The sequence below is a fragment of the Nonomuraea sp. NPDC049655 genome, from assembly GCF_044465465.1.
In the GTDB taxonomy this organism is placed as follows: Bacteria; Actinomycetota; Actinomycetes; order Streptosporangiales; family Streptosporangiaceae; genus Nonomuraea.
On record NZ_JBITLS010000001.1, the window covers coordinates 853,692 to 877,273 of the forward strand.

Sequence of the window (23,582 nt, forward strand, 5' to 3'; positions counted from 1 at the left end):
CTAATTTCCACCCTTTACTTCTCAGTTGTAAATATCTTTCAGAGAATGGATCCATGTCACACGTACGCACCGGAGCCGAACGGCTGGCCGCGGACCCCGCGCTGGCCGGCGGCGCCCGTCTCGGCCTGATCACCAATCCCACCGGCGTCCTGCCCGACCTGACCCCCACGACCGACGCCCTGCTGGCCGCAGGGCTGCCCCTGACCGCGCTGTTCGGCCCCGAGCACGGCCTGCGCGGCACGGCCCAGGCGGGATCGAGCGAGCGCGACGCGGTGGACCCCGCGACGGGACTGCCGGTCTTCGACACCCACGAGCTGTCGGGCGACGACCTCGACCGCGTGGTCGCCGCCTCCGGCGTGGACACGCTGGTCTTCGACATCGCCGACGTGGGCGCCCGTTTCTACACCTTCGTGTGGACCATGTACGACCTGCTGGCCTCGGCCGCGCGGCTGGGCCTGCGGTTCGTGGTGCTGGACCGGCCCAACCCCCTCGGCGGGACCGTCGAGGAGGGCCCCCTGCTGGACCCGGCGTTCGCCAGCTTCGTGGGCCGCTTCCCGCTGCCCGTGCGCCACGGCAGGACCGCGGGGGAGCTGGCGGCGCTGTTCGGCTTCGACGCCGATCTGCGGGTGGTCACGATGGAGGGCTGGCGGCGGGACATGAGCTGGGCGGAGACCGGCCTGCCCTGGGTGATGCCCTCGGTCAACATGCCGACCCCCGACACCGCGCTGGTCTACCCGGGCACCGGGCTGTTCGAGGGCACCAACTTCTCCGAGGGCCGCGGCACCACCCGGCCGTTCGAGCTGGTCGGGGCGCCGTACGCGGACGAGCGTTACGCGGCCGCCCTGAACGGGCTGGAGCTGCCGGGGGTGCGGTTCAGGGACACCTGGTTCACCCCGACGTTCCACAAGCACGCGGGCCTGCCCGTCCGCGGGGTGCAGCTGCACGTGCACGACCCGCGGGCCTTCCGGCCGGTGCTGACCGGGTTGTCGATGCTGCACACGGCCCGCGTCCTCTACCCGGACGACCTGGTCTGGAAGGGCGAGGAGCTGTTCCTCGACCTGCTCTGGGGCTCCGACACGCTCACGCGCTGCCTGGAGGCCGGGGACGACCCGCGCGAGCTGTGCCCGCCGCCCGGCCGTCCCGAAGGACATCTGCTCTACAGCTGACATCAGGCCAGATCGCGCCGGTAGAGCCAGAAGACGCGTTCGGCTCGCGCGCCCACGGCGCGCGAGTAGAACCGCAACGGCCCCACCCATCCGATCTCGGCGCTCTCCTGGCCGGCGGCCCGCTGCTCGGCCAGGCAGCGGCGCAGCAGCACCCCGCCGAGGCCGAGCCCGCGGGCGTCCGGAGCGGTGCCCATCGGGCCGAACCAGGCCGGCCGCGCCCCCCAGGCGGCGAAGGCCAGGACGCGCCCGTCGCGCACGGCGTAGTGCAGGCCGGTCGCGTTGGCCGCCTCCCAGGCCCACCGCTCGTTCCAGTGCTCCTCGACGAACGCGGCCACGGCCGAGCGGTCGGCGCCCGCCGCCCGCACCGTGACCCCCGCCCGCTCCAGCCGCGCCAGGTCGTCCTCGACGGACAGGTCGGCCCGCAGGTCGGCGGTCATGTTCCAGGCGACGTGGTAACGCTCGTAGCCCAGGCTCTCGGCCAGGCAGGCGGCCGCGGTGTACCGCACGTCGATGCCGGGCCAGGCGTAGCAGGGCGGGTTCCCGGCGAAGCGCGCCTGCCGCACGCCGTGCCCCCGCAGCCACTCCTCGGCCGCCCCCACCAGCGCCCGCCCGTGCCCGCGGCCCTGGACCGAGGGGTGCACGGCCAGCAGGTCCAGGTGCCCGACCTCGGGGTCCTTCGACGAGACCGAGGTCATCACCACCCCGCCGTCGGTCGCCAGCGCCGTCCAGCGGCGCTCGGCGGGCGGGTCGGCCAGGCGCCGGACCAGGTCGGGAGCCTCGGGCGCGTCCAGCGTCAGCGCGGCGGCGGCCACCCGGGCGGCCTCGGCCAGGTCCGCGCCGCGGACGGTGGGCGACATCACACCTCGCTCATCGGGCGGGCGATCACGTCGCGCCGCTCGGGGTAGAAGCACGCGTGCTGCTGCGGCACGCCCTCGGTGATCTGCAGCAGCGGCCGCTCGCCCGCGCACCGCTCGCCCTGGAAGGGGCAGCGGCGGGCGAACAGGCAGCCCTCGTCGGCCTTGCTCTCGTCCAGCGACTCCAGCGGCGTCACCGGCTGCGCGCCGGGCTCCTCCAGGCCGTGCAGCACGGGGATGGCCGACAGCAGCGACTGCGTGTACGGGTGCACCGGGTCGGCGATGACCGTGTCCACCGGGCCGCGCTCGACGACCTGGCCGCGGTAGATGACGTAGAGCTCGCCGTCGTCGCCGATGTAGCGGGCGGTGGCCACGTCGTGGGTGATGAACAGCACGCTCACGCCCAGCCGCTCGCGCAGGTCCTTCAACAGCGCGAGGATGCCCAGCCGGAGCGAGACGTCGATCATCGAGACGGCCTCGTCGGCGACCAGCATCTCCGGGTCGACGGTCAGCGCGCGGGCGATGACCACCCGCTGCCGCATGCCGCCCGAGAGCTGGTGCGGGTAGCGCCCCAGCACCGAGCCCGGGTCGAGGCCCACCATCGACAGCACCTCGGCGGCCCGCTCCTCGATCCACTCCTTCGACCGCCCGGTCTGCCCGGCCCGCAGGCTGAGCGGCGCGTACAGCGTCTGGTGGATGGTCCGGGTCGGGTTGAGCGCCGAGTACGGGTCCTGGTGGATCATCTGGATCTTGCGGAAGTACGGCTGGCGCCTCTTCTGCTTGAGCCCCGACATGGACACGTCGCCGATGACGATCTCGCCCTCGTCGTAGGTCTCCAGCCCGGCGATGATCCGGCCCAGCGTGGTCTTGCCGCAGCCGGACTCGCCGATGAAGGAGGCCGCGCCGCCCTTGGGGATGGAGAAGTCCACCCCGCGCAGCGCCCGCACCTCCCGCCCGGCCAGCACGTTGCCGCGCTGCTTGTACGTCTTGACGATGCCGGTCCCGGTGATCACGCGTGCTCCTTCACGGTCACGGCGTGGCAGGCCACGACCCTCGATCCATGCGCCACGGCCAGCGGGTCGACGGTGTCGCACACGTCCATGCGCAGCGCGCAGCGCTCCCTGAACACGCAGCCCTCCTTGGGCACCGTGGCCAGCGTCGGCGGCCGGCCGGGCAGCGCCTGGGCCTCGGCGATGTCGCCCACGAGCCGGGGGATGGCCCTGATCAGGCCCCGCGTGTAGGGGTGGCTGGGGGAGCCGAGCACGTCGCGGGTGGGACCCTGCTCGACCAGGCGGCCGCCGTACATGACGACCAGGCGGTCGGCGACCTCGGCCACGACGCCGATGTCGTGCGTGATGACCAGGGTGGTCAGGCCGCGCTCGGCGTGCACCTCGCGGACGATCTTCAGGATGTTCGCCTGAGTGATCATGTCCAGGGCGGTCGTCGGCTCGTCGAGCACCACCAGGTGGGCGTTGAGCACCAGCGCCAGCATGATGCCGACCCGCTGGCGCATGCCGCCGGACAGCTCGTGCTGGTGCGAGTCGAGCACGCGCGCGCCGTCCAGGCCCATCCGGCCGAGCAGCTCCTTGGCCTCGCGGACCAGGCCGGGCAGGTCCTCCACGCCGTGCGAGCGGCCCAGGTCGAGGAGCTGCTTGCCGACCGTCTTGAGCGGGTTGAGCGAGTTCTGGGCGGCCTGGAAGACGTACCCGATGTGCCGGCCGCGAGCCTTGCGCAGCTCCTCGCCGGCGAAACCGGTCACGTCGCCGAGACCGTCGATCTCGACGCTGCCCGCGGCGATCCTGCCCGGCGGCTGCACCGCGTTGAGCAGCGACAGCGCCAGTGTGGACTTGCCCGAGCCGGACTCGCCGACGATGCCGGTGATCGTGCCGGGCTCCAGCGTCAGCGTGACGTCCCGGACGGCGGGCAGTTCGCCCGCGGGGGTCTTGTAGACGACCGTCAGGCCGTCGATGCGCACTCCCGGCGCTTGTTCGGCCACTTGCTACTCCTCGCGCAGCCGGGGGTTGAAGATCTCGTCCATGGCGTCCACCACGAGCACGATGCCGAGCGTGAGCAGCAGGATCGCCAGCAGCGGCGCCAGCAGGTAGCCCAGCGCGTTCGGCGTGATCATCGCGCCCGCCTGGAACACGGCGAGGTTGAGCATCACACCCCAGTTGTCCGACTCGTACGGCAGCACGCCCAGGAAGAACAGGCCCACCTGCGAGTAGACCGCGCCGGTGACCGCGATGAGCATGTTCATCGCGATGTAGGGCGCCATGCTCGGCAGCAGCTCCTTGCCGATGATGTGCGTGGTGGACAGCCCGAGCCCGCGGGCGGCCTCGATGAACCCGCGCTCGCGCAGCGACAGCGTCTGCGCGCGCACCGCCCGCGCCACGCCGCCCCAGCCGAGCAGGCCGAGCACCAGGCCCATCTGGACGGGGTTGCCGAACTTCCACACGGTCGCCAGCACCAGCAGCAGCGGCAGGCCGGGGATGGTGAGCTTCATGTCGGTCAGCCGCATGAGCACGGTGTCCCAGCGGCCCCGCTTGAAGCCGGAGAACAGGCCGATCGCGGTGCCGGCGACGACCGTGATGATCGCGGTGACCAGGGCGGTGAGCAGGACGTAACGCGAGCCCTTGATGACCAGCGCGATCACGTCCCGGCCCTGCGGGTCGGTGCCGAACCAGTGGTCCCAGCTCGGCGGCTGGGTGATCGCGCTCGCGTTGCCCGGCAGGTGCTCGGGCAGCAGCATCGGCCCGATCACCGCCATGACGATGAAACCGGCGATGATGACGACCCCGGCCATGCGGCTGGGCTTGCGCCTCATCACCCGCCAGACGCCGTGCCAGAAGTTGCGGCGCATGGCCGAGGCGGCCGGTGCGGCCTCCGGGATGAGCGTGGCGCTCACGAGCCCTCCTCTCCGCTGCGCACCCGCGGGTCGATGACCGTGTAGAACAGGTCCGCGACGATGTTGGCGATGATCGTGCCGACCGTGATCAGCAGGAACGCCCCGCCCATCAGGCCGTAGTCGCGGTCCTGGACGCCGCTGATCAGCAGCCAGCCGAGCCCCGGGTAGTTGAAGATCTTCTCGATGAAGACCGCGCCGCCCAGCAGCAGGCCCAGCGACAGGGCGAGCATGGTGAACAGCGGCAGGATCGCGTTGCGCGCGATGTAGCGGAACACGATCGAGCGCTTCATGCCGCGCAGTTCGGCGGCCAGGATGAAGTCGTCGCCCAGCACGGTGACCACGCTCGACTTCATCGCCAGGATCCAGCCGCCGTAGGCCGACAGCGCGTACGTGGCCACCGGCAGCACCGCGTGCTCGACCAGCGAGCCGATGTAGCCGGCGTTGAACCCGGGCTCGAACAGGATGTCCACCGAGCCGTCGGCCGGCAGGATCGGGAGCAGCGTCGCGAAGATCACCACGAGCAGCATCGCCAGCACGTACTGCGGGATGCCGTGCAGCAGCGAGCCGGAGATGGCCAGGGCGTCGCCCAGCTTGCCGGTGCGCTTGATGGCGGCGTACACGCCGAGCAGGATCCCGACGAAGAAGCTCAGCAGCGTGCCGGCCAGCACCGGTAGAACGGTCCACTTGGCCGCGTCGGTGAGCACGTCGACCACGGAGCTGCCGGGCCGGCTGACCGACATGCCGAGGTCGAGGTGGAGCAGGCCGGTCATGTAGTCGGTGTACTGCTGCCACAGCGTGCCGTCGGGAAGGAAGCCGTACAGGACCTTGACGGCCTGCGCGGCGGCCTCGGGCGACATGCCCTGCTCGACCAGCTTCTCGTAGCGGGCGGCCATCGGGTCGCCGGGGATGTTGTTGATGATGAAGAAGCTGATCGTCGCGACTACGAGGATCATGACGAACCCGCGGGCCAGGTGGCCCGCGAGTCGTCGTGCGATGAGCGCCATGAACTACGACTTCGCCTTGATCATGCCGAGCTGGATCCAGACGCCCGAGGGCAGGACGCCGGCGCCCATGCGCAGGATCTCGTCGTCGTGCGGCCAGCCGGTGAAGCGGCTGTTGTTGACGAACTGGGTGTTGACGTAGTCCCAGAGCTGGATGACCGGGAGGTCCTGGTTGGCGGCCTTGGCGAGCTGGGCCATGATCGGCTTGGCCTGCTCCTCGTTGGCCGAGTTCAGCTTGCCGGTCAGTTCACCGGGGTTGATCTTGGCGCCGTCGACCTCGATCTCCTCGGGGCCGCCCATCCAGTTGCCGGCCTTGCCGGGCTCGGAGTGCTTGACCTTGCCCGCGACGTTCGTCCAGCCGTTGGAGGCGCCGTACAGGCGCTGGTAGATGTCGTACGGCGCGGGGCCGAGCGCCATCAGCCAGAAGCCCACGTCGTACTTGCCGGCCGCCAGCTCCTCCAGGTAGAGGGGGTAGTCGTTGGCCGTGACGACCTCGGCGTCGACGCCGGCCTTGACGAGCTGGCTCTTGATGTTCTCCTGGGCCGACAGCCAGTCGGAGAAGCCGGAGGGCGCGTGCATGGAGACCTTCCACGCCGAGCCGTCGGCCAGCGTCCACTTGCCGTCCTTCTTGGTGAGGCCGGCCTCCTTGAACTCGGCCTCGGCCTTGGCGACGTCGGGCGCGTACGGCTCCAGCTTGGGCAGCTCGTCGGGGATCCACGCCTGCGCGGCCTTCTGGTGGATGCCGCTGGTGGTGACCGCCGCCGTGCCGCCCTCGGGCGAGGCCACCTTGGTGACCTCCTCGCGGTTGATCAGGTAGGCCAGGCCGCGCCGCACGTGCACGTTGTCGTACGGCTTCTTGGACTGGTTGAAGGCCATGCTCACCGCGACCGGCGAGTAGCCCTTGATGACCTCGTTGCCGGCGGCCGCCTTGATCCGGTTCATCACGTCGGACGGGGCGGCGGTGAAGCCGGCGTGGTCGAGCTTGCCCGCGGTGAGGTAGTTCCAGATCTGCTCGTTGCCGGTGTAGTTGAGGAACTTCACCTGCGCCGGCGCCACGTTCGCGGCGTTGTAGAAGTACTTGTTCTTGACCAGCAGCGCCTCGGACGGGTTCACCCGCTCCAGGACGAACGGGCCGGCCGAGGTGTCCTTCGGCGGGGCGAAGGTGAGCACCTTCTCGCCCAGGCCGGTGATGGTCTCGCGGGCCTTGTCGGCCTCGGCGCCCTCGCCCCTGGAGGCCTTGAGCTGGTCCCAGAAGTCCGCGGGGAGCACGCTGCTCCACACGTGAGAGGGCAGGACGAACGTGTCGAGCACGCCGCGGGCGAACTTGGGGCTCGGGTTCGCCATGTCCTGGGTGATCTTGAGGGTGTGGTCGTCGACCACGGTCACGTCCGCCGCCGCGCCCGCGGCGCCCGGCGTGATGGAGAACGCCGTGCTGCCCTGGGTGTAGGCGATGCCGATGGACATCTTGACGTCCTCGGCGGTGACCGGCTTGCCGTCGGACCACTTGGCGTTCGGCTGGAGCTTGAGGGTGATCGCCGAGTTGTCCGGCGCGATCTCCCAGCTCTCCGCGATGCCGGGGAGGGCCTGGTTGGGGTCGGTCAGGTGGTTCTTGACCCAGCCCAGCTTCATCGCCGTGTAGCCGGGGAAGGAGTTGCCCTTCGGGTTGTACGGGTTGGCCGGGGCCGTGGCCTCCAGGCCGGGCCTGTTGACGTCGATCGTGGTGAAGAGCCCGCCACCACCACCGCTCGAGCCGCCGGACTTGTTGTTAGTACCACCGCTGCACGCCGCTGTGGCGGTGGCGAGGCCCAGCAACGCCACTACCGCTGCCAGTCGCTTCATCTGCCGCTCCGGGGGATGTCGGACCTGTTGAGGATCTGTAGGGAATTGACCGGACCCTACGGTCGCCAGCAGGCAGCGTCAATAATCTCCAGATGTTGTGAGTGTAATGTAACTTTCCTTCATAGAGGTCCGCCGTGGCGCCAATCTCCATCGTGCGACGGAGCGGGGCTTCAGTCCACGACCAGCACGGCGGCGCCGCTGACGCGGTCGGCGGCCAGATCCGCCAGCGCCCGGCCGGCCTCCTCCAGGGGGTGGAGCGTGGTCGCCACGCGCGGCGGATGGGCCAGCGCCAGCTCCAGATAGGCCCGGCCGTCGGCCCTGGTGTTGGCGGTCACGCTGCGCAGGGTGCGCTCCTGGAACAGGTGCCGCTCGTAGTTCAGCGCGGGCACGTCGGTCAGGTGGATGCCGGCGATCGCCAGCGTCCCGCCGCGGTCGAGCGCCTCCAGCGCGGGCGGCACCAGGTCGCCGACCGGCGCGAACAGGATCGCCGCGTCCAGCGGCTCGGGCGGCCGGTCGCCCGCCGAGGCCGCGCCCAGCTCCAGCGCCAGCTCCCTGGAGGCGTCCGACCTGGTCACGGCGTGCACCGTGGCGCCCTGCGCGATGGCCGCCTGCGCGGTGAGATGGGCCGAGGAGCCGAAGCCGTAGATGCCGAGCCGGCCGCCCGGCGGCAGGTCGCAGCGGGCCAGCGCCCGGTAGCCGATGATGCCGGCGCACAGCAGCGGCGCCAGCCGCTCGGCCGGCACGTCGTCCGGCAGGGGGTAGACGTAGGCGGCGGGGGCCACGACGTACTCGGCGTAGCCGCCGTCGGCGTCCCAGCCGGTGTAGGTGGAGTCCGGGCAGAGGTTCTCCGTGCCGCGCAGGCAGTAGCGGCACCGGCCGCACGTCGAGCGCAGCCAGGCCACCCCCACCCGCTCGCCGGAGCCCTCGACCCGGCCCACCACCTGGTGCCCGGGGGTGGTCCGCGGCCGCCGCGGCGCGAGGTCGCCCTCGGCCAGGTGCAGGTCGGTCCGGCACACGCCGCACGCCTCGACCCGGACCAGCACCTCGCCGGGGCCGGGCTCGGGGACGTCCCGCTCGACCCGCACGAGCGGGCCGGTCGCCATCGGCCCCGGCCGGTCCACCACCCAGGCGCGCATCACGACCTCGACAGGCGCTCGTAGGCCAGCGAGGCGTACAGCGCGGCGCCGTCGGGCAGCACGGAGTCGTCGAAGACGGCGTCCGGCGAGTGGTTGTAGGGCGCCGTGGCCGGGTCGCGGTCGGGCGGGCAGGCCCCCAGGAAGACGAACGCGCCCGGCACCTCCTCCAGCACGTAGGAGAAGTCCTCCGACCCCATGACCGGCTGCGGCGCCACGAAGTAGCGGCCCGGCCCGAACAGCTCGTCGGCGGTCGCCGAGACGAACCCGGCCTCGCCCTGGTCGTTGACCGTCACCGGGTACCCCATGCCGAACGACGCCTCGACCGCGAGCCCGTGCGCGGCCGCGATGCCCTCGACCACCTCCACCAGACGCCGCTTGACCAGCCTCCGGTGCTCCTTGCTGAACGTGCGCACGGTCGCCTCGAAGCGCGCCTCGTCGGGGATCACGTTGTCGGCCGAGCCGCCGTGGAAGGTGCCCACGGTGATCACCACGGGGTCGAACACGTCGAAGGTGCGGGTCACCATCGTCTGCAACGCCGTCACCATCTCGCAGCCGGCCGCGATCGGGTCCTTGGCGCGGTGGGGGCTCGACCCGTGCCCGCCGATGCCCTTCACCGTCACGCAGAACACGTCGGCCGCGGCCATCATCGGGCCGCCCCGCGAGGCGAACAGCCCCGGCGGCAGCATGGCCGACACCACGTGCATCCCGTACGCCGCCACCGGCCGGGCGCCGGCCGCGTCGAGCACGCCCTCGCCGATCATGTGCTTGGCGCCGTCGTGCCCCTCCTCGCCCGGCTGGAACATGAAGATCACGTCACCGGCGACGTCCGCGCGCCGCGCGCTGAGCAACCGGGCCGCGCCGACCAGCATGGCGGTGTGCAGGTCGTGGCCGCAGGCGTGCATCTGGCCGACGTTCTGGGAGATGTAGGGCAGGTCGTTGCGCTCGGTCACCGGCAGGGCGTCCATGTCGCCGCGCAGCAGCACCGCGGGGCCCGGCCGGCCGCCGCGCAGCACCGCGGTGACCGAGCTGAGCGTCTTGCCGGTGGTGATCTCCAGGGGGAGCCCGTCGAGCGCGGCCAGCACCTTCTCCTGCGTCCTCGGCAGTTGCAGGCCGAGCTCGGGGGTGGTGTGCAGGGAGCGGCGGAGCTGGATGAGTTCGTCCCGCATGTCCAGGGCGGATTCAGTGAACGACATGATGAACATTGTTCACGTGTGCGGCGAGAAGTCGACAAGGCACGCTCGATACCATGAACGGGTGACTCAGCGTAAGCGGATCGACTCCTGGTTGTCCGACATGGACGGCGTCCTCGTCCACGAGGGGCGGCCGATCCCCGGTGCGGACGAATTCATCAAACGGCTCAAGGAGTCCGACAAGAAGTTCCGGGTCCTGACCAACAACTCCATCTACACCCAGCGCGACCTGTCGGTGCGCCTGGCCGGCGCCGGCCTCGACGTGCCCGCCGAGTCCATCTGGACCTCCGCCCTGGCCACCGCCCAGTTCCTCGACGACCAGCGTCCCGGCGGGTCGGCGTACGTGATCGGCGAGGCCGGCCTGACCACGGCCCTGCACGAGGTCGGCTACATCCTGACCGACCTCGACCCCGACTACGTCGTGCTCGGCGAGACCCGCACCTACAGCTTCACCCAGATCACCCGCGCGATCCGGCTCATCGAGGCCGGCGCCCGCTTCATCGCCACCAACCCCGACCCGATCGGCCCCTCCACCGAGGGCTCGCTGCCGGCCTGCGGCGCGGTGGCCGCGATGATCACCAAGGCGACCGGCGTCGAGCCGTACTTCGTGGGCAAGCCCAACCCCCGCATGATGCGCAGCGCGCTCAACGCCATCGAGGGCCACAGCGAGACCACCGCCATGATCGGCGACCGCATGGACACCGACATCGTCTCCGGCATGGAGGCGGGGCTGTTCACGATTTTGGTGCTGACCGGCGTCACCCAGCGCGACCAGATCGACCGCTTCCCCTACCGTCCCTCGCTGGTCGTCGAGTCGGTCGCCGACCTCGTCGACCTGATCTGAGCCCGGCGGCCGGCTCGCCCGGGATGACAAGTCTTCTTCCGGGGCGCGGAGGATCGTGGCCCGGAAGAAGAAAACCACTCCCGGCGGCCGCCGTCGGGCGGCGCGGCGCGCGCCCGGCTGCGATCCTTGGTGGCGGAAGGTGACTTACCGAATGCGAGGAGGCGGCCGTGTGGCGTGAGGAGCCGGGGGAGCAGGGCGCGGAGGCGGAGCTGGCGACGCTGCGCGTCGAGGTGACCGAGGAGCTGCGGTTCGTCAGGACGGCGATGGCCGAGGAGTTCAACTCGCTGCGCTCGGAGATCCTCGACCTCAACATCAAACTGGACCGGCTGCTGCAACACGTCGGCATTTAGGACAACGAGGTCGACACCGCATCACATGGCCTTCGGGTAGCCTAACCTACGGTCCCGTAACCTGAAGGAGAAGATCTTTATGGCGATGTCTCAGACGGAACTGCTGCACGAGCTCGAACCCGTCGTGGGCGTGGAGCTCGATCGCCACAACGCGACGGCCAAGGAGTGGTTCCCGCACGAGTACATCCCGTGGAGCGAAGGGCGTGACTTCGACGGCATCTACGGCGGCCAGGCGTGGCAGGAGGGCGACTCGAAGATCCCCGAGGCCGCCCGCATCTCGCTGATCGTCAACCTGCTCACCGAGGACAACCTGCCCAGCTACCACCACGAGATCGCCACCACGTTCGGCCGTGACGGCGCGTGGGGCACGTGGGTCCACCGCTGGACCGCCGAGGAGGACCGCCACGGCACGGCCCTGCGCGACTACCTCACCGTCACCCGCGCGGTCGACCCGGTCGCGCTGGAGCGGGCCCGCATGCACCACATGGAGCAGGGCTTCGTCACCGCGTACAACACCATGCTCCAGCAGCTCGCCTACGTCTCCTTCCAGGAGCTGGCCACCCGCATCTCCCACCGCAACACCGGCAGGGCCTCCGGCGACGAGGGCTGCGAGCGCCTGCTCGCCCGCATCGCCGCCGACGAGAACCTGCACATGCTCTTCTACCGCAACCTGCTCAAGGCGGCCTTCGAGCTCGACCCCAACCAGACCATGCGTGCGGTGACCGACGTCGTCACCACCTTCCAGATGCCCGGCACGGGCATGGAGGGCTTCGCCCGCAAGGCCATGATCATCGCCCATGAGGGCATCTACGACCTGCGCCTGCACCTCGACGACGTGCTCATGCCGGTGCTGCGCCAGTGGGCGGTCTTCGACAAGACCGGGCTCGACGCCGAGGGCGAGCGGGCCCGCGAGGAGCTGTCGGCGTTCCTGGCCAAGACCGAGGTCACGGCCGCCCGCTTCGTCGAGCGCCGCGACGAGCGCCGCGCCCGCGCCGCCGCCAGGGGCTGACGCCGGGCCGCCGCCGGGCCGCCGCCGGGCCGCCGCCGGGCCGCCGCCCGCGCGGCCGTGGCATGATCCCTCCTCATGGAGCTCCTGGGCACGCTGTTCGTCTCGCTCGCCATCCTGGTGATGATCCTGCTGCTGGCGACGGCGGCCCAGCGCCTGCTCGGGGTCAGGTTCGGCGCGTTACGCACCTTCCTGGCCGCGATGGTGGCCTGGGGCCTGGCCCAGCCGATGCTGACGCCGGTGATCGCCTCGTTCGGGCCGGTCAACCCGGAGACCACGCCCGACGCGGGCGCGCTCGGGCTGCTGCTCCTGATCGCCATGTGCATGGTGCTCATCCCCATGGTGATCCTGGTGCTCGCCGAGGCGCTGGTCCCGCCGGGCTCGGTGCCGGGGCCGCTGGAGGTGCTGCGCTCGCTGCGCGGCCGGATCCGCCGGGCCCGGCGCTACTCGCAGATCACCAGGATCGCGTTCCGGCACGGCCTCGGCCCCTACCTGCGGGGCCGTGGCGAGAGCCTGGAGGACAGGTCGGGCAAGGTGCGCCTGGCCAGGTCGCTGCGCCAGGCGCTCGACGACGGCGGCGTCACCTTCGTCAAGCTCGGCCAGGTGCTGTCCACCCGGCGTGACCTGCTGCCGGCCGAGTTCATCGACGAGCTGGGCCGTCTGCAGGACCACGTCGCCCCCGCGCCGTGGGAGCGCATCGAGCCGGTGCTCGCCGCCGAGCTGGGCGGGCCGGTCGAGGAGGTGTTCGCCGCCTTCGACCGGACGCCGCTGGCCGCCGCCTCCATCGGCCAGGCACACACCGCCCGGCTGCACACCGGCGAGGACGTCGTGGTCAAGGTGCGCAGGCCGGGCATCGAGGGCGTGGTGGCCCAGGACCTCGACATCGTCCGCCGGCTGGCCGCCACGCTGGAGTCCAGGACCCGGTGGGGGCGTTCGCTGGGGCTGCGCGACCTGGCCGAGGGGTTCGCCGTCGCCATCCGCGAGGAGCTGGACTTCCGCGTCGAGGCCGCCAACATGGCCGCCGTGGCCGCCTCCGGCAGCGGCGGTGTCACCTACCCCGAGCCGTTCCCCGCCCTCTGCACCGAGCAGGTGCTGGTCATGCGGCGCCTGTCGGGCGGGCCGGTCACCGCGGCCGCCCCCGGCCAGGGGCCCGCGCTGGCCCGCGACCTGCTCGACTGCCTGCTCAGGCAGATCCTCGTCGAGGGCGTCTTCCACGCCGACCCCCACCCGGGCAACCTCATGCTGCTCGACGACGGCACGCTCGGCCTGCTCGACTTCGGCTCGGTCGGCCGCCTGGACGGCTCCGTCCGCTCGGCCCTGCAGCGTTTCCTGCTCGCGATGAACCGGCAGGACCCGCTCGGCGTCACCGACGCGCTGCTGGAGGTCGTCCCGCGGCCGGAGGAGATCGACGAGGCGGCGCTGGAGCGGGCGCTCGGCCAGTTCATGGCCAGGCATCTCGGGCCCGGCATGGACAGCGTGCAGATGTTCACCGACCTGTTCAAGATCGTCTCGGAGTACGGGCTGTCCATCCCGCCCGAGGTGGCCGCCGTCTTCCGGGCCCTGGCCACGCTGGAGGGCACGCTCGTGCGCCTGTCGCCGGGCTTCAACCTGATCGGCGAGGCCCGCGCGTTCGCCGGGCGTTACCTGGCCGAGCGGGCCGGGCCGGAGTCCGTCAAGGAGGCCGTGGGGCAGGAGCTGGCCGCGCTGCTGCCGATGCTGCGCCGCCTGCCGCGGCGGGTCGAGCGCATCGCCAGCGCCGCCGAGCACGGCAGGTTCAGCCTGAACGTCCGGCTGCTGGCCGACGACCGCGACCGCCGCTACGTCACCGGGCTGGTCCACCAGGTGCTGCTCACCGTGCTCGGCGCCACGGCCGGGCTCATGGCGGTGCTGCTGCTCGGCATCGAGGGCGGCCCGGTCGTGGTCGGCACCACGAGCCTGTACCAGCTCCTCGGCTACAACCTGCTGGTGATCGCCTCGATCATGGTGCTGCGGGTGCTCGCGCTGATCTTCCGACGCCCGCCTGACCAGGAGCGTCACCGGCGCTGAGGCGAAGACTGAGCTGCTTTTGACCTCGGGCTGGTCTTGGACATCCGAGGCATCGGGAAGTTTCCAGGTGACACCGGAACGCCTGGGGAGCAGTAGGTGAAAATCATCGGGATCGCCGCCAGTCTCCACGCGGGGTCTTTCATCAACAGATTGCTGGACGCAGCGGGCGGCGAACTGCCGGAAGGCGTACGGTTCGAGATCTGGACGGGGATGGGCGACGTCCCGCCGTACCAGCCGGGCAAGGTGCCGGTGGCGGCCAGGGAACTGCTCGGGCTGGTCGCCGGGGCGGACGCGGTGCTGCTGACGGCTCCCGAGCACAGCCTGCTGCCGCCGGAGCTGACGTACACGCTGGAATGGCTCTCGGCCGGCGACGTGCTGTCCGGCAAACACGTGGCGGTGATGAGCGCCAGCGCGCGGGCGTGCGGCGCGATGTGGGCGCAGGCGGAGCTCTACAAGCAGCTCCAGGGCGCGGACGCGGTCGTCATGGGCGCCGAGCTGGTCATCTCGCCGGCCTGCCCGCACTTCGACGACGACGGCCACCTCACCGACCCCGTGCTGCGCGGCCAGGTGCGCGCGGTGATCGGGCAGCTCTGCCCGGCGGGGGTCAGGGAACCGGCGTTCTCGCTCTGATCCCGGCGTGCTCCCGGGGCGGGCTCAGTGGGGGTCGCGGCGCAGGCGCTTGACGTCGGAACGGTGCTTCTTGCCCGCGATGCGGCGCTCGACGGCGCCCCGGCTCGGCTTGGTCGGGCGGCGGCGCTTGGGCGGCGGCGCGACCGCCTCCCGGACGCGCTGGGCCAGCCGGTGACCGGCGGCCTCCCTGTTGCGCAGCTGGGACCGGTACTCCGAGGCCACGACGGTGATCGTGGTGGCGCCCAGACGGTCGAGCGCGCGGGCCTTGAGCGCGGGCGGGATCGCGGTGCTCGCGGCCACGTCGAAGATCAGCTCCACCCGGCTGTCGGTGGTGTTGACGCCCTGGCCGCCCGGACCTGAGGAACGGGAGAAACGCCAGACGAGCTCGGCGTCGGGGATGACGATCGAGTCGTTGACGACCAGCGGGCCGGGCATGGTGGTGGCTCCTGTTCCGGAGGAATGCGCCTTGCTCAGATGAGTGTCACCGTATATGAGCGACATATGCCGTCCGCAACGGCATTTTCAATCTCTGTCCTCGCTGCGAATATGGAGAGAACATTTCGCGGGAAGGGCTCATTCCATGGACCCGAAGTGGGTCGCGCAGGCGGCGCTGACGGTTGGGCTCGCCGTGGTCTCCGCCGTCGTCTTCCTGCTGCTGAGGTGCCAGGGGAAGGGCCGGCCCTTCGGGCCCGCCGGGCGGCGGCTCGCGGTCGCCGTCAGCCTGCTCACCGGCGGTCTGTCCGCCGGCGTCGCGCTGGCCGGGCACGCGCTGCTGAGCGACTCGCTGGCCACCGTCCTGGGCGCGGCCGCGCCGAGCGGCCTGTGGCTGGGCCAGATGCGCGCCAGGCAGGACGAGCGGCGCTCGCTGGCCCGGGAGGCGGCCACGTTCTGGCTGGTGTCGCTGCTGGCCCGGCTGGACCAGGCGATGGCCGAGGACGAGCGCGTCTGGTGCGAGAAGCGGGTGGACCCGTCCTGGAACGTCTACGAGCTGAGCCTGGCCGCGGCCCGCTACCACGAGCGCATCCGCGACCGCCTGTCGGCCGACGACCGGCGGCGCGAACGGGTGCACGCCCGCCTGGACGCCGTCGAACGCAGGCTGGACGTGGCCGCCCTGATCGAGGACGGCGCCGCCCGCTCGAAGGTGGCCACCGCGCTCACCCTCTCCCGCCACACCAGGACCCCCAGGTACGAGCGCTACCTCGGCAACCTCCACCGGCTGCACGGCGTGCTGCGGCACGACGCGGAGAACGACGTGCTGCGCCTGCTGGCCGCGGCCTACCGGGCCGGCTACCGCTCGCTGCCGGGATACGTGCCGCCGTCACGGGCCCGCGGCGGCGAGCACATCGCCCGCGCCCGCTGACCGGGAGTGGCGGCCGGCGCTCAGGCCAGGGCGGCGGGGGAGTCCTCGGCGTCGCCGAGCGTGAGCTCCAGGCGGGCGCCGAGCGCGTCGACGACGGCGCCGAGCGTGCGCAGCGTCAGGTTCTCGTCGCCGGAGAGTATCTGGCTCACCCGGCCCGGCGAGACGCCCAGCGACGTGGCCAGATCGGCACGGGTGATCTTGTGTTCCCGCATGTACCACGTGATCTCGTCGACGACCTCTTGGGCGAGACCGCCCACCTCGTCACGGGGGTTCCGGCGAAAGGCCATGTCGGTCTCGCTCTCGACGCTGTCCGTCCTCGTGACTCCACTTTAGCTCTACCTAAACCTTTAGGCAAGACTAAACTCCGGCGGCTCTTGACGGGCGGGGACGGGCGGCGTATGCCAATATCCGCGGAAAGATCGAGCGGTCAGGGGGAGGCGCTGTGACGGCCATCGTGGGCGTGCACGGGATCGGCAAGTACAACTACTACCTGGAGGCCGGCGGGTCGGCCACCGGGGCCGCCGCGGCCATGCGGCTCAAGTGGGACCGCTACCTGCACGCGGCGCTCGGCGGCGAGACGGCCGCCTACTTCAGCGAGGTCGCCTACTTCTCCCACCTGCTGCGCGACCCCAAGCCCGGGGAGAGCTCCCCGCAGGCGGCGGCGCGCGTCGAGGCCGCCACCCAGCAGGTGCTCGTCGAATGGGCCAAGGACCTCGGGCTCGGCGAGCACGTCACCGGCGCGCTCAAGTCGTTCACCGGATGGCTGCTCGGCAAGCTCGACAGCAGGTCGGCGGCGTTCGCCAAGCTGTTCGCGCCCGAGGTCGCGGTCTACCTCACCGACCAGGAGCGGCGCGAGAAGTGCCGGCTGGCCGTGGCCGACGCCATCCGCAGGAACCGGCCGCGGGTGGTGATCGCCCACTCGCTCGGCAGCGTCGTGGCCTACGAGGCCCTGTGGGCCAACCCCGACCTGCCCGTCGACCTGCTGCTGACGCTCGGCAGCCCGCTCGGCATGCGCAACGTCGTCTTCGAACGCCTGCTGCCCGCCCCCGTCAACGGCCTCGGCGAACGCCCCAAGAACGTCGCCCGCTGGGTGAACATCGCCGACAAGGACGACATCGCCGCCATCCCGCCCGCCCTGCGCGCCAGCTTCACCGGCGTGGACGTCGAGGAGCTGGTCAACCTCGACTGGATCGACTTCCACACGGCCGAGAAATACCTGGGCTGCCCGGCGCTCGACCCGCATCTGCGACCATTCCTTGCATGACGTGGATTGTGTTCGACTACGGCAACGTCCTGTCCCTGCCGCAGCCCGCGGCCGACGTCGAGGCCATGGCGCGGGCCGTCGGCGCGGAGCCCGAGGCGTTCCTGCGCCGCTACTGGGAGCACCGCCTGGAGTTCGACCGGGCGAGCCTGAGCCCCGTCGGCTACTGGTCGGCCGTGCTGGACCGGGCCGCCACCCCGTCCGAGGTCGCCCGCCTGGTGGCCATGGACGTCGCGAGCTGGGCCTACCCCGACGAGGGCACGGTCGCCGTCCTCGGTGAGGTCCTCGACGCGGGCGACGGCGTGGCGCTGCTGTCCAACATGCCCGTCTGCATGGCCGACGGCCTCGACGAGCTGCCCTGGATCGCCGCCATCGGCCACCGCTTCTACAGCGGCAGGATGGGCCTGGTCAAACCCGACCGGGAGATCTTCGACGAGGTCGCCCGCGAGCTGGGCGCCGACCCGTCCGAGATCGTCTTCGTCGACGACCGGGCCGAGAACGTCGAGGGCGCCGAACGCGCGGGCATGACCGGCGTGCTGTTCACCAGCGCCGCCGCGCTCCGCAAGTCCCTGCGCGAGCTGCCCCGCTGACCTCCCGCCGGCTCTCCGCCGGCTCTCCGCCGGCCTCCCGCCGGGCGACCGGCGCTGTTCACCCACGCTTGACTCCGCTGTCATGACGGGGCCACGACGGGGTCAGCGCGGGCGGACATACCTGGAGCGTGGACCGCAGAACGTTCCTGACAGCGGCGGCAGCCGGCCTCGTCGCGCCCCGCGCCGTCACCTCGCCCGCCTCCGCCACGACACTCAGATCCGATCCGTTCACCCTCGGCGTGGCCTCCGGCGACCCCTCCGCCGACGGCTTCGTCCTGTGGACCAGGCTGGCGGTCGACCCGCTCGGCGGCGACGGCCGCGGCGGCATGCCCGCCCGCGACGTCGAGGTCGACTGGCAGGTCGCCACCGACGAACGGTTCTCCTCGGTCGTGCGGTCGGGCACCGCGACCGCCCGGCCGCGCGACGCCCACAGCGTGCACGTCGAGCTGGACGGGCTGGAGCCCGGCCGCGACTACTTCTACCGGTTCAGGAGCCAGGGCAGGCTATCGCCCGCCGCCCGCACCCGGACGACGCCCGCCGGGGAGAGCCCGCTCACCTTCGCCGTGGCCGCCTGCGCGCACTACGAGCACGGCTACTACACCGCCTACCGCCGCCTGGCCGAGCAGGAGCCCGACCTGGTCGTCTTCCTCGGCGACTACATGTACGAGTACGGCCCCAGCGGCTACACCGCCCTGGCCGGACGGGTGCGCACGCACACGCCGGGCAAGTGCGCCACCCTCGCCGACTACCGGCTGCGGCACGCCCAGTACAAGAGCGACCACGACCTGCAGGCCGCGCACGCGGTCGCGCCCTGGCTGGTGGCCTTCGACGACCACGAGGTGGAGAACAACTGGGCCGGCCCCGTCTCCAGCACCGGCGCGCCCGGCTTCGCCCGCCGCCGCGCCGACGCCTTCCGCGCGTACTACGAGAACATGCCGCTGCGCCGCGCCAGCCTCCAGGGAGCGGTGCTGCGCATCAACCGGCGCGTCTCCTGGGGGACGCTGGCCCGCTTCCACCTGCTGGACACCCGCCAGTTCCGCGACGACCAGGCCTGCCTGGACGGGGTGCGGGCCGGCTGCGACGAACGGCTGTCCGACGGGCGCACGCTGCTCGGGTCCGCCCAGTGGCGGTGGCTGGAGGAGGGGCTGAGCGGGTCCGGCGCCCGGTGGAACCTGCTGGGCCAGCAGATCCTGATGGCCCAGCGCGACTACAGGATCGGGCCGGGCCGCGAGGTGAACCTCGACTCCTGGGACGGCTACGCCGCCGAGCGCACCCGCCTGCTCGGGTCGCTGTCGGGCACCTCGAACCCCGTCGTCCTGACCGGGGACGCGCACATGCACCACCTGGCCGACCTCAAGACCGACTTCGACGACCCGGACTCGCCGGTGGTGGCCAGGGAGCTGGTGACGTCGTCGATCGCCAGCGACGGCGACGGCTACCGGGATCGCACGTGGATCGCCGAGGCCCTGCAGGAGAATCCGCACATCTCCTACATCGATCAGCGGCGCGGCTACCTCATGGCCCGGCTGACCCGGGACGAGCTGTCGGTGGACTTCCGCACGCTCGACTACATCTCCCGCCGCGGCGCGCGGGCCCGCACCGCCCACCGGCTCACGATCCCGGCCGAACCGCCCCGCTCAGCCGCCGGCCGGGCCGCGCCCCGCCATGGCTGAGGGACGGCGGGGCGCGCAGCCTTCGTCGGCCGGGGAGCCGCGGGGGGTGCGGGCTTCGTTCGCTGAGGGTTCGCTGGGAGCGGGCTGAGGGCCGGCTGGGAGCCGGGGCGGGTGGTCAGGCGCCCGGCCAGGTCGCGTCGGGGAACTCGCCGGTGGTGGTGCCGGACATGACGACCTGGTCCCGTTCGTCCAGACCTGAGGTGATCTGGACGTACTGATCGCCGCGGACGCCGGTGGCGACCACCTTCGCGGCGTCGTGCCCGCCCGAGCGCACGGTGACCACCTGGGCGCCGTCGGAACGGCTGCGGACGGCGGCGGCCGGGACGTAGATCGCGTCCTTGGCCTCGGCGGTGGTCACCGACACCGTGGCGGTCTGGCCGAGCATGAGCCCGGCGGGCGGCTCGTCGAAGGCCAGGGTGACGGAGTAGCGGACGAGCCGGTCCTCGACCGTGGCGGTCGGGGCGATCGCGGTGACCGTGCCGCCGTGGCGCTCGCCGGGACGGGTGGCGAGGGTGATGGCGGCCTGCTGGCCGAGCTTGAGCCGGTTGACGTCGGACTCGGTGACCATGGCCTGGACCTGGAGCTCGTTCAGGTTGCCGAGGCTGATGAAGGTGCCGGTGCCGGCCGTGTCGCCGACCCGGCCCGCCACGGACAGGACGGTGCCCGAGGTGGGGGCCACGATGCGGGTGGCGCGCACGGCGTCGGCGGCCTCCTCAAGGGCGGCTTCGGCGCGGTCGACGTTCGCGGCGGCCTGGTCCTCGGTGATCCCGCCCCTGGCGCCGTCCTTGGGGGTGGTGGCGGTCCTGGCGGTGGTGTCCCGGGAGGTCGTGCCGGGTGAGCAGGAGCCGGTGGGACGGGCGGAGGCCGTCGCGTGCGGCTTGGCGGTGGCCTTCGCGGTGGGCTTGGCGGTGGGCTTGGCGGTGGGCCTGGCGGTCGCGGACGGGGGCGCGGTGGTCGAGGGCCTGGCCGTGGCGGGCGGCTCGGCGGTGGACGGGCCGCCCGGTGTGGACGGTTCGCTGGGGTTGGACGGTGTGCCGGGGGTCTGGCTACTTCCGGGGGTGCCGCCTCCGGGCGGGGTCGCCGTCACGGTCACGGTCACCGTCGCCGTCACCGTGGCGGTCGCGGTGACCGTCACCGTGGGCTGGGGCTCGGAGGGCTCGTGAGTGGGGGTGGGCGTCCTGGTGGGGGTGGGCGTGGTGGTGGCGGGCGGGGTGGTGGTAGGCGGGGTCGTCGGGCCGAAGACGCCCTCTCCCGCCGAACCTCCGCCGACGGCCGTGCCAGGGCCGCCCGTCGCCCCCGGGACGGCTGCGCCCCCAGGGGTGGCGGCGTTGCCGGGAGTGGCAGCGGTGCCGGTGTGCGGGACGGGCGAGGTGGCGGGGCCGGTGCCACCGGTGGTCGGGGTGGGGTTCGAAGTGACCGGCGGCGTGGGCTTCGAGGGGGCCGACGGGGTGGGGCAGTTGGCGGCGTTCGGCGACCCGGCGGAGAACGGCGAGCCGGTGGGGCCGGTCGTCCCGGTGGAGCTGGTTTCGGTGGTTCCGGTGGAGGTGGTGGTGGTGAGGGATTGTTGGGCGGCGGAGAGGTCGGCCTTGGCGGCTGCGTACGCCTCGCGGGCCCCTCGCCCGTCGATCCTGGCCAGCACCTGGCCCTTGGTCACCTTGGTCCCGACCTTGACGTACACCTTGGTCACCGGCCCGGACGAGCCGAACGCCAGGTCCCGGCGGGCACCGTCCACGGTGTTGCCGGCGGCGCTGACCAGGGCCGTGACCGGGCCCCGCTGGGCGGCGGCGAGCCGTACCCGGACGGCGGGCGGGTCGTCGTCGCGGAGTGCCAGCGCCAGGCCCGACCCGGCGACGAGCACGGCCAGGGCGAGCCCGCCCAGCGCGAAAGTCGGTCTCATGGCCGCCCATCCTGGCCGACCAGCTTCACGGCAGCCTGCGAGCAGCCTGAGAGTTCGCTGTGTGACCCCGCCCGGGCCCGGGTTGTCAGCGAACGTTCAGCTCCGTCACGGCTGCGGCGCAGGCTGGTGTGCAAGGGTCACCGGCTGTGAAGGTGTCGACAAGGCGCAGAGCGCTGATGACCAACGGAGCGCTGGGCGTGCTCCTGCTGGGCGGGGCCACGCTCGCCTACGTCCAGCTCGGCACGGACCGCGCGGCCGGCGAGACGGCCGTGCGCACGGTGACCGCGAGCCGCGGCTCGGTGTCCGCGTCGGTGTCCGCGTCGGGCGCGGTGGCCAGCTCCAGGATCAGGTCCCTGTCGTTCGGCACGGGCGGCACGGTCGAGCGGATCTACGTCAAGGCTGGGGACAAGGTCGACAAGGGCGACATCCTGGCCAGGCTCGACGACTCCGCCGCGCAGGAGAGCCTGTCGGCGGCCAAGGCCACGTACCAGAGCGCGGTCGACGAGGGCACCGGCACGGCCGCGCTCTACGCCTCCTACGTCAAGGCGCGCAACGCCTACCGCCAGGCCGAGCGCACGGTCGCGGCCACCGTCCTGCGAGCCCCGTTCAAGGGCACGGTCACGGCGGTCAACGGATCCGTCGGCGGCACCGCCTCCGGCTCGGGCGGAAGCCAGAGCCAGTCCCAGGGGCAGGGGCAGTCGCAGAGCAGCGGCAGTGGGAACAGCACAGGGACGGGCGGGTTCGTCGACCTGGCCGACACCGGACGGCTCCAGCTCGTGGGCACCTTCACCGAGTCCGACGTCGGCAAGCTCGAACAGGGACAGAACGCCACCGTCACCTTCGACGCCCTGCCGGGGGTGACCGCCGACGGCAAGGTCACGCAGATCCAGCCGGTCGCCTCCACCAGCAACAACGTCGTCCAGTACCCGGTCACGGTCACCTTCACCAAGGTCCCCGCGCAGGTCCGGCTGGGCCAGACCGCCACCGTCGAGGTCGTCGTCGGCAGGGCAGAGAACGTCGTCACCGTCCCCTCCACCGCGGTCTCCACCAGCGGCGGCCAGACCACGGTCACCCTGCTCAGGGACGGCCGCCAGGTCAGGACCCCGGTCGAGGTCGGCGTCCGGGGCACGGCGCTCACCGAGATCAGGTCCGGGGTGTCCGAGGGCGACCAGCTCGTGCCGCCCGCGACCGGCACGCAGAGCACCAACCAGCGCGGCGGGTTCGGCGGCGGGTTCCCGGGCGGTGGCGGCATGCCGGGCGGCGGGCGATGACGGCCCCCGCCACCGCGACGGCGGCCCCCGTCCTGCGGGTGAAGGACCTGGTCAAGGAGTACGGCGAGGGCGACGCCAAGGTCCACGCCCTGCGCGGCGTCAGCCTGGACGTCGAACGCGGCGACTACGTCGCCATCATGGGCGCGTCCGGCTCCGGCAAGTCCACCCTGATGAACATCCTCGGCTGCCTCGACGTGCCCACCTCCGGCACGTACCAGATCGACGGCGCCGACGTGGGACGGCTGGCCGAGCACCAGCTCGCGATCCTGCGCAATCGCAGGGTGGGGTTCGTCTTCCAGTCCTTCAACCTGATCCCGCGCATGAGCGCGCTGGCCAACGTCGAGCTGCCGCTGGTGTACGGCGGCGTCGGCCCGGCCGAGCGGCGCTCGCGCGCCCTGGCCGCGCTGGAGCAGGTCGGGCTGACCGACCGCGTGCGCCACGAGCCGAACCAGCTCTCCGGCGGGGCGCCCCCCCGCGGGGGGGGGGGCCGGGCGCGGGGGCCCCCCCCCCCGCGGCTGCGGGGCGCCGCGCCCCCCCGCCCCCAGGGCACCCCCGCCCCCCCC

Annotated in this window: 23 protein-coding genes; 12 read left to right on the forward strand and 11 right to left on the reverse strand. The window is 72.1% G+C overall.

The features are described 5' to 3' along the window. The first annotated feature begins 53 nt into the window (after positions 1–53). The gene (locus ACIBQ6_RS03925) at positions 54–1,166 is read left to right on the forward strand and encodes an exo-beta-N-acetylmuramidase NamZ domain-containing protein (RefSeq protein WP_397210123.1); all 1,113 of its coding nucleotides are present in this window, start codon (positions 54–56) and stop codon (positions 1,164–1,166) included. Between the two features lie 2 nt (positions 1,167–1,168). On the opposite strand, the gene ACIBQ6_RS03930 is transcribed toward ACIBQ6_RS03925, so the two are convergent. The 8 genes from ACIBQ6_RS03930 to ACIBQ6_RS03965 all read right to left on the reverse strand — a co-directional run bounded on the left by ACIBQ6_RS03930 (position 1,169) and on the right by ACIBQ6_RS03965 (position 10,094). Continuing rightward, the gene (locus tag ACIBQ6_RS03930; RefSeq protein WP_397210125.1) at positions 1,169–2,023 is read right to left on the reverse strand and encodes a GNAT family N-acetyltransferase; all 855 of its coding nucleotides are present in this window, start codon (positions 2,021–2,023) and stop codon (positions 1,169–1,171) included. Next, a complete protein-coding gene (locus tag ACIBQ6_RS03935) occupies positions 2,023–3,033 on the reverse strand; it encodes an ABC transporter ATP-binding protein (protein ID WP_352354161.1) in 1,011 nt (336 codons plus the stop codon). Before ACIBQ6_RS03935 ends, ACIBQ6_RS03930 begins: the two co-directional genes overlap by 1 nt. Continuing rightward, a complete protein-coding gene (locus ACIBQ6_RS03940) occupies positions 3,030–4,016 on the reverse strand; it encodes an ABC transporter ATP-binding protein (RefSeq protein WP_358293215.1) in 987 nt (328 codons plus the stop codon). The genes ACIBQ6_RS03935 and ACIBQ6_RS03940 overlap by 4 nt, the downstream gene beginning before the upstream one ends. A gap of 3 nt (positions 4,017–4,019) precedes the next feature. Beyond that, positions 4,020–4,925 carry an ABC transporter permease gene (locus ACIBQ6_RS03945; RefSeq protein ID WP_358293213.1) on the reverse strand — a complete coding sequence of 302 codons (906 nt, stop codon included), beginning with the start codon at positions 4,923–4,925 and terminating at the stop codon, positions 4,020–4,022. Further along, positions 4,922–5,929 carry an ABC transporter permease gene (locus ACIBQ6_RS03950; RefSeq protein WP_397210127.1) on the reverse strand — a complete coding sequence of 336 codons (1,008 nt, stop codon included), beginning with the start codon at positions 5,927–5,929 and terminating at the stop codon, positions 4,922–4,924. The genes ACIBQ6_RS03945 and ACIBQ6_RS03950 overlap by 4 nt, the downstream gene beginning before the upstream one ends. A 3-nt stretch (positions 5,930–5,932) precedes the next feature. Further along, complete coding sequence (locus ACIBQ6_RS03955; protein WP_358293210.1) at positions 5,933–7,765, reverse strand: ABC transporter substrate-binding protein; 1,833 nt, start codon at positions 7,763–7,765, stop codon at positions 5,933–5,935. A gap of 170 nt (positions 7,766–7,935) precedes the next feature. Then, positions 7,936–8,901 (reverse strand): zinc-dependent alcohol dehydrogenase family protein, encoded by a 966-nt coding sequence (locus ACIBQ6_RS03960; RefSeq protein ID WP_397210129.1) that lies wholly within the window; start codon positions 8,899–8,901, stop codon positions 7,936–7,938. Then, a complete protein-coding gene (locus ACIBQ6_RS03965; RefSeq protein ID WP_397210131.1) occupies positions 8,901–10,094 on the reverse strand; it encodes a M20 family metallopeptidase in 1,194 nt (397 codons plus the stop codon). The genes ACIBQ6_RS03960 and ACIBQ6_RS03965 overlap by 1 nt, the downstream gene beginning before the upstream one ends. Positions 10,095–10,194: 100 nt before the next feature. Here ACIBQ6_RS03965 and ACIBQ6_RS03970 point away from each other — a divergent pair, with 100 nt between their 5' ends. The 5 genes from ACIBQ6_RS03970 to ACIBQ6_RS03990 all read left to right on the forward strand — a co-directional run bounded on the left by ACIBQ6_RS03970 (position 10,195) and on the right by ACIBQ6_RS03990 (position 14,967). Next, the gene (locus ACIBQ6_RS03970; protein WP_364334674.1) at positions 10,195–10,935 is read left to right on the forward strand and encodes an HAD-IIA family hydrolase; all 741 of its coding nucleotides are present in this window, start codon (positions 10,195–10,197) and stop codon (positions 10,933–10,935) included. Between the two features lie 167 nt (positions 10,936–11,102). Beyond that, complete coding sequence (locus ACIBQ6_RS03975; protein ID WP_358293204.1) at positions 11,103–11,285, forward strand: hypothetical protein; 183 nt, start codon at positions 11,103–11,105, stop codon at positions 11,283–11,285. A 79-nt stretch (positions 11,286–11,364) separates the two neighbouring features. Then, the gene (locus tag ACIBQ6_RS03980) at positions 11,365–12,294 is read left to right on the forward strand and encodes an acyl-ACP desaturase (RefSeq protein ID WP_397210133.1); all 930 of its coding nucleotides are present in this window, start codon (positions 11,365–11,367) and stop codon (positions 12,292–12,294) included. Positions 12,295–12,369: 75 nt separating this feature from the next. Then, positions 12,370–14,337 (forward strand): AarF/UbiB family protein, encoded by a 1,968-nt coding sequence (locus ACIBQ6_RS03985; RefSeq protein ID WP_358293201.1) that lies wholly within the window; start codon positions 12,370–12,372, stop codon positions 14,335–14,337. Positions 14,338–14,433: 96 nt separating this feature from the next. Further along, positions 14,434–14,967 (forward strand): NAD(P)H-dependent oxidoreductase, encoded by a 534-nt coding sequence (locus ACIBQ6_RS03990; RefSeq protein ID WP_352327446.1) that lies wholly within the window; start codon positions 14,434–14,436, stop codon positions 14,965–14,967. A 24-nt stretch (positions 14,968–14,991) separates the two neighbouring features. Here ACIBQ6_RS03990 and arfB read toward each other — a convergent pair whose 3' ends face one another. Then, positions 14,992–15,402 carry an alternative ribosome rescue aminoacyl-tRNA hydrolase ArfB gene (arfB, locus tag ACIBQ6_RS03995; protein ID WP_352354181.1) on the reverse strand — a complete coding sequence of 137 codons (411 nt, stop codon included), beginning with the start codon at positions 15,400–15,402 and terminating at the stop codon, positions 14,992–14,994. A gap of 145 nt (positions 15,403–15,547) precedes the next feature. On the opposite strand from arfB, the gene ACIBQ6_RS04000 reads away from it, so the two are divergent. Continuing rightward, positions 15,548–16,327 carry a hypothetical protein gene (locus tag ACIBQ6_RS04000; protein WP_358293198.1) on the forward strand — a complete coding sequence of 260 codons (780 nt, stop codon included), beginning with the start codon at positions 15,548–15,550 and terminating at the stop codon, positions 16,325–16,327. A 20-nt stretch (positions 16,328–16,347) separates the two neighbouring features. Here the strand turns inward: ACIBQ6_RS04000 and ACIBQ6_RS04005 are convergent, their stop codons facing one another. Then, entirely contained in the window at positions 16,348–16,614 is a 267-nt protein-coding gene (locus ACIBQ6_RS04005; protein ID WP_387669925.1) for a helix-turn-helix domain-containing protein, read from the reverse strand. Between the two features lie 155 nt (positions 16,615–16,769). On the opposite strand from ACIBQ6_RS04005, the gene ACIBQ6_RS04010 reads away from it, so the two are divergent. From ACIBQ6_RS04010 to ACIBQ6_RS04020, 3 genes are all read left to right on the forward strand, one after another. Next, positions 16,770–17,591 (forward strand): hypothetical protein, encoded by an 822-nt coding sequence (locus ACIBQ6_RS04010; RefSeq protein WP_397164215.1) that lies wholly within the window; start codon positions 16,770–16,772, stop codon positions 17,589–17,591. Further along, positions 17,588–18,178 (forward strand): HAD family phosphatase, encoded by a 591-nt coding sequence (locus tag ACIBQ6_RS04015; RefSeq protein ID WP_358293192.1) that lies wholly within the window; start codon positions 17,588–17,590, stop codon positions 18,176–18,178. Before ACIBQ6_RS04010 ends, ACIBQ6_RS04015 begins: the two co-directional genes overlap by 4 nt. 128 nt (positions 18,179–18,306) lie before the next feature. After that, on the forward strand, positions 18,307–19,851 hold the full coding sequence (locus tag ACIBQ6_RS04020) for an alkaline phosphatase D family protein (RefSeq protein WP_358293190.1): 1,545 nt from the start codon (positions 18,307–18,309) through the stop codon (positions 19,849–19,851). 115 nt (positions 19,852–19,966) lie between these two features. On the opposite strand, the gene ACIBQ6_RS04025 is transcribed toward ACIBQ6_RS04020, so the two are convergent. After that, positions 19,967–21,748, reverse strand: coding sequence for an efflux RND transporter periplasmic adaptor subunit (locus ACIBQ6_RS04025; RefSeq protein WP_397210135.1), 1,782 nt, complete (start codon positions 21,746–21,748; stop codon positions 19,967–19,969). A 176-nt stretch (positions 21,749–21,924) separates the two neighbouring features. Between ACIBQ6_RS04025 and ACIBQ6_RS04030 the strand changes: the two genes are divergently transcribed. Further along, positions 21,925–23,019, forward strand: a complete 1,095-nt coding sequence (locus ACIBQ6_RS04030) for a biotin/lipoyl-binding protein (RefSeq protein ID WP_358293187.1) — start codon at positions 21,925–21,927, stop codon at positions 23,017–23,019. Then, positions 23,016–23,582 (forward strand): ABC transporter ATP-binding protein (locus ACIBQ6_RS04035; RefSeq protein ID WP_397210137.1); only part of this gene is annotated, 567 nt, incomplete at its 3' end. The genes ACIBQ6_RS04030 and ACIBQ6_RS04035, both read left to right, overlap by 4 nt.

Excerpts from the sequence above, each read along its gene's own strand:
- ACIBQ6_RS03925 (WP_397210123.1), top strand. The coding sequence starts at position 54 with ATGTCACACGTACGCACCGGAGCCGAACGGCTGGCCGCGGACCCCGCG.
- ACIBQ6_RS03930 (WP_397210125.1), bottom strand. The coding sequence starts at position 2,023 with ATGTCGCCCACCGTCCGCGGCGCGGACCTGGCCGAGGCCGCCCGGGTG.
- ACIBQ6_RS03950 (WP_397210127.1), bottom strand. The coding sequence starts at position 5,929 with ATGGCGCTCATCGCACGACGACTCGCGGGCCACCTGGCCCGCGGGTTC.
- ACIBQ6_RS03955 (WP_358293210.1), bottom strand. The coding sequence starts at position 7,765 with ATGAAGCGACTGGCAGCGGTAGTGGCGTTGCTGGGCCTCGCCACCGCC.
- ACIBQ6_RS03960 (WP_397210129.1), bottom strand. The coding sequence starts at position 8,901 with ATGCGCGCCTGGGTGGTGGACCGGCCGGGGCCGATGGCGACCGGCCCG.
- ACIBQ6_RS03965 (WP_397210131.1), bottom strand. The coding sequence starts at position 10,094 with ATGTCGTTCACTGAATCCGCCCTGGACATGCGGGACGAACTCATCCAG.
- ACIBQ6_RS03970 (WP_364334674.1), top strand. The coding sequence starts at position 10,195 with ATGGACGGCGTCCTCGTCCACGAGGGGCGGCCGATCCCCGGTGCGGAC.
- ACIBQ6_RS03980 (WP_397210133.1), top strand. The coding sequence starts at position 11,365 with ATGGCGATGTCTCAGACGGAACTGCTGCACGAGCTCGAACCCGTCGTG.
- ACIBQ6_RS03985 (WP_358293201.1), top strand. The coding sequence starts at position 12,370 with ATGGAGCTCCTGGGCACGCTGTTCGTCTCGCTCGCCATCCTGGTGATG.
- arfB (WP_352354181.1), bottom strand. The coding sequence starts at position 15,402 with ATGCCCGGCCCGCTGGTCGTCAACGACTCGATCGTCATCCCCGACGCC.
- ACIBQ6_RS04000 (WP_358293198.1), top strand. The coding sequence starts at position 15,548 with ATGGACCCGAAGTGGGTCGCGCAGGCGGCGCTGACGGTTGGGCTCGCC.
- ACIBQ6_RS04005 (WP_387669925.1), bottom strand. The coding sequence starts at position 16,614 with ATGGCCTTTCGCCGGAACCCCCGTGACGAGGTGGGCGGTCTCGCCCAA.
- ACIBQ6_RS04015 (WP_358293192.1), top strand. The coding sequence starts at position 17,588 with ATGACGTGGATTGTGTTCGACTACGGCAACGTCCTGTCCCTGCCGCAG.
- ACIBQ6_RS04025 (WP_397210135.1), bottom strand. The coding sequence starts at position 21,748 with ATGAGACCGACTTTCGCGCTGGGCGGGCTCGCCCTGGCCGTGCTCGTC.
- ACIBQ6_RS04030 (WP_358293187.1), top strand. The coding sequence starts at position 21,925 with ATGACCAACGGAGCGCTGGGCGTGCTCCTGCTGGGCGGGGCCACGCTC.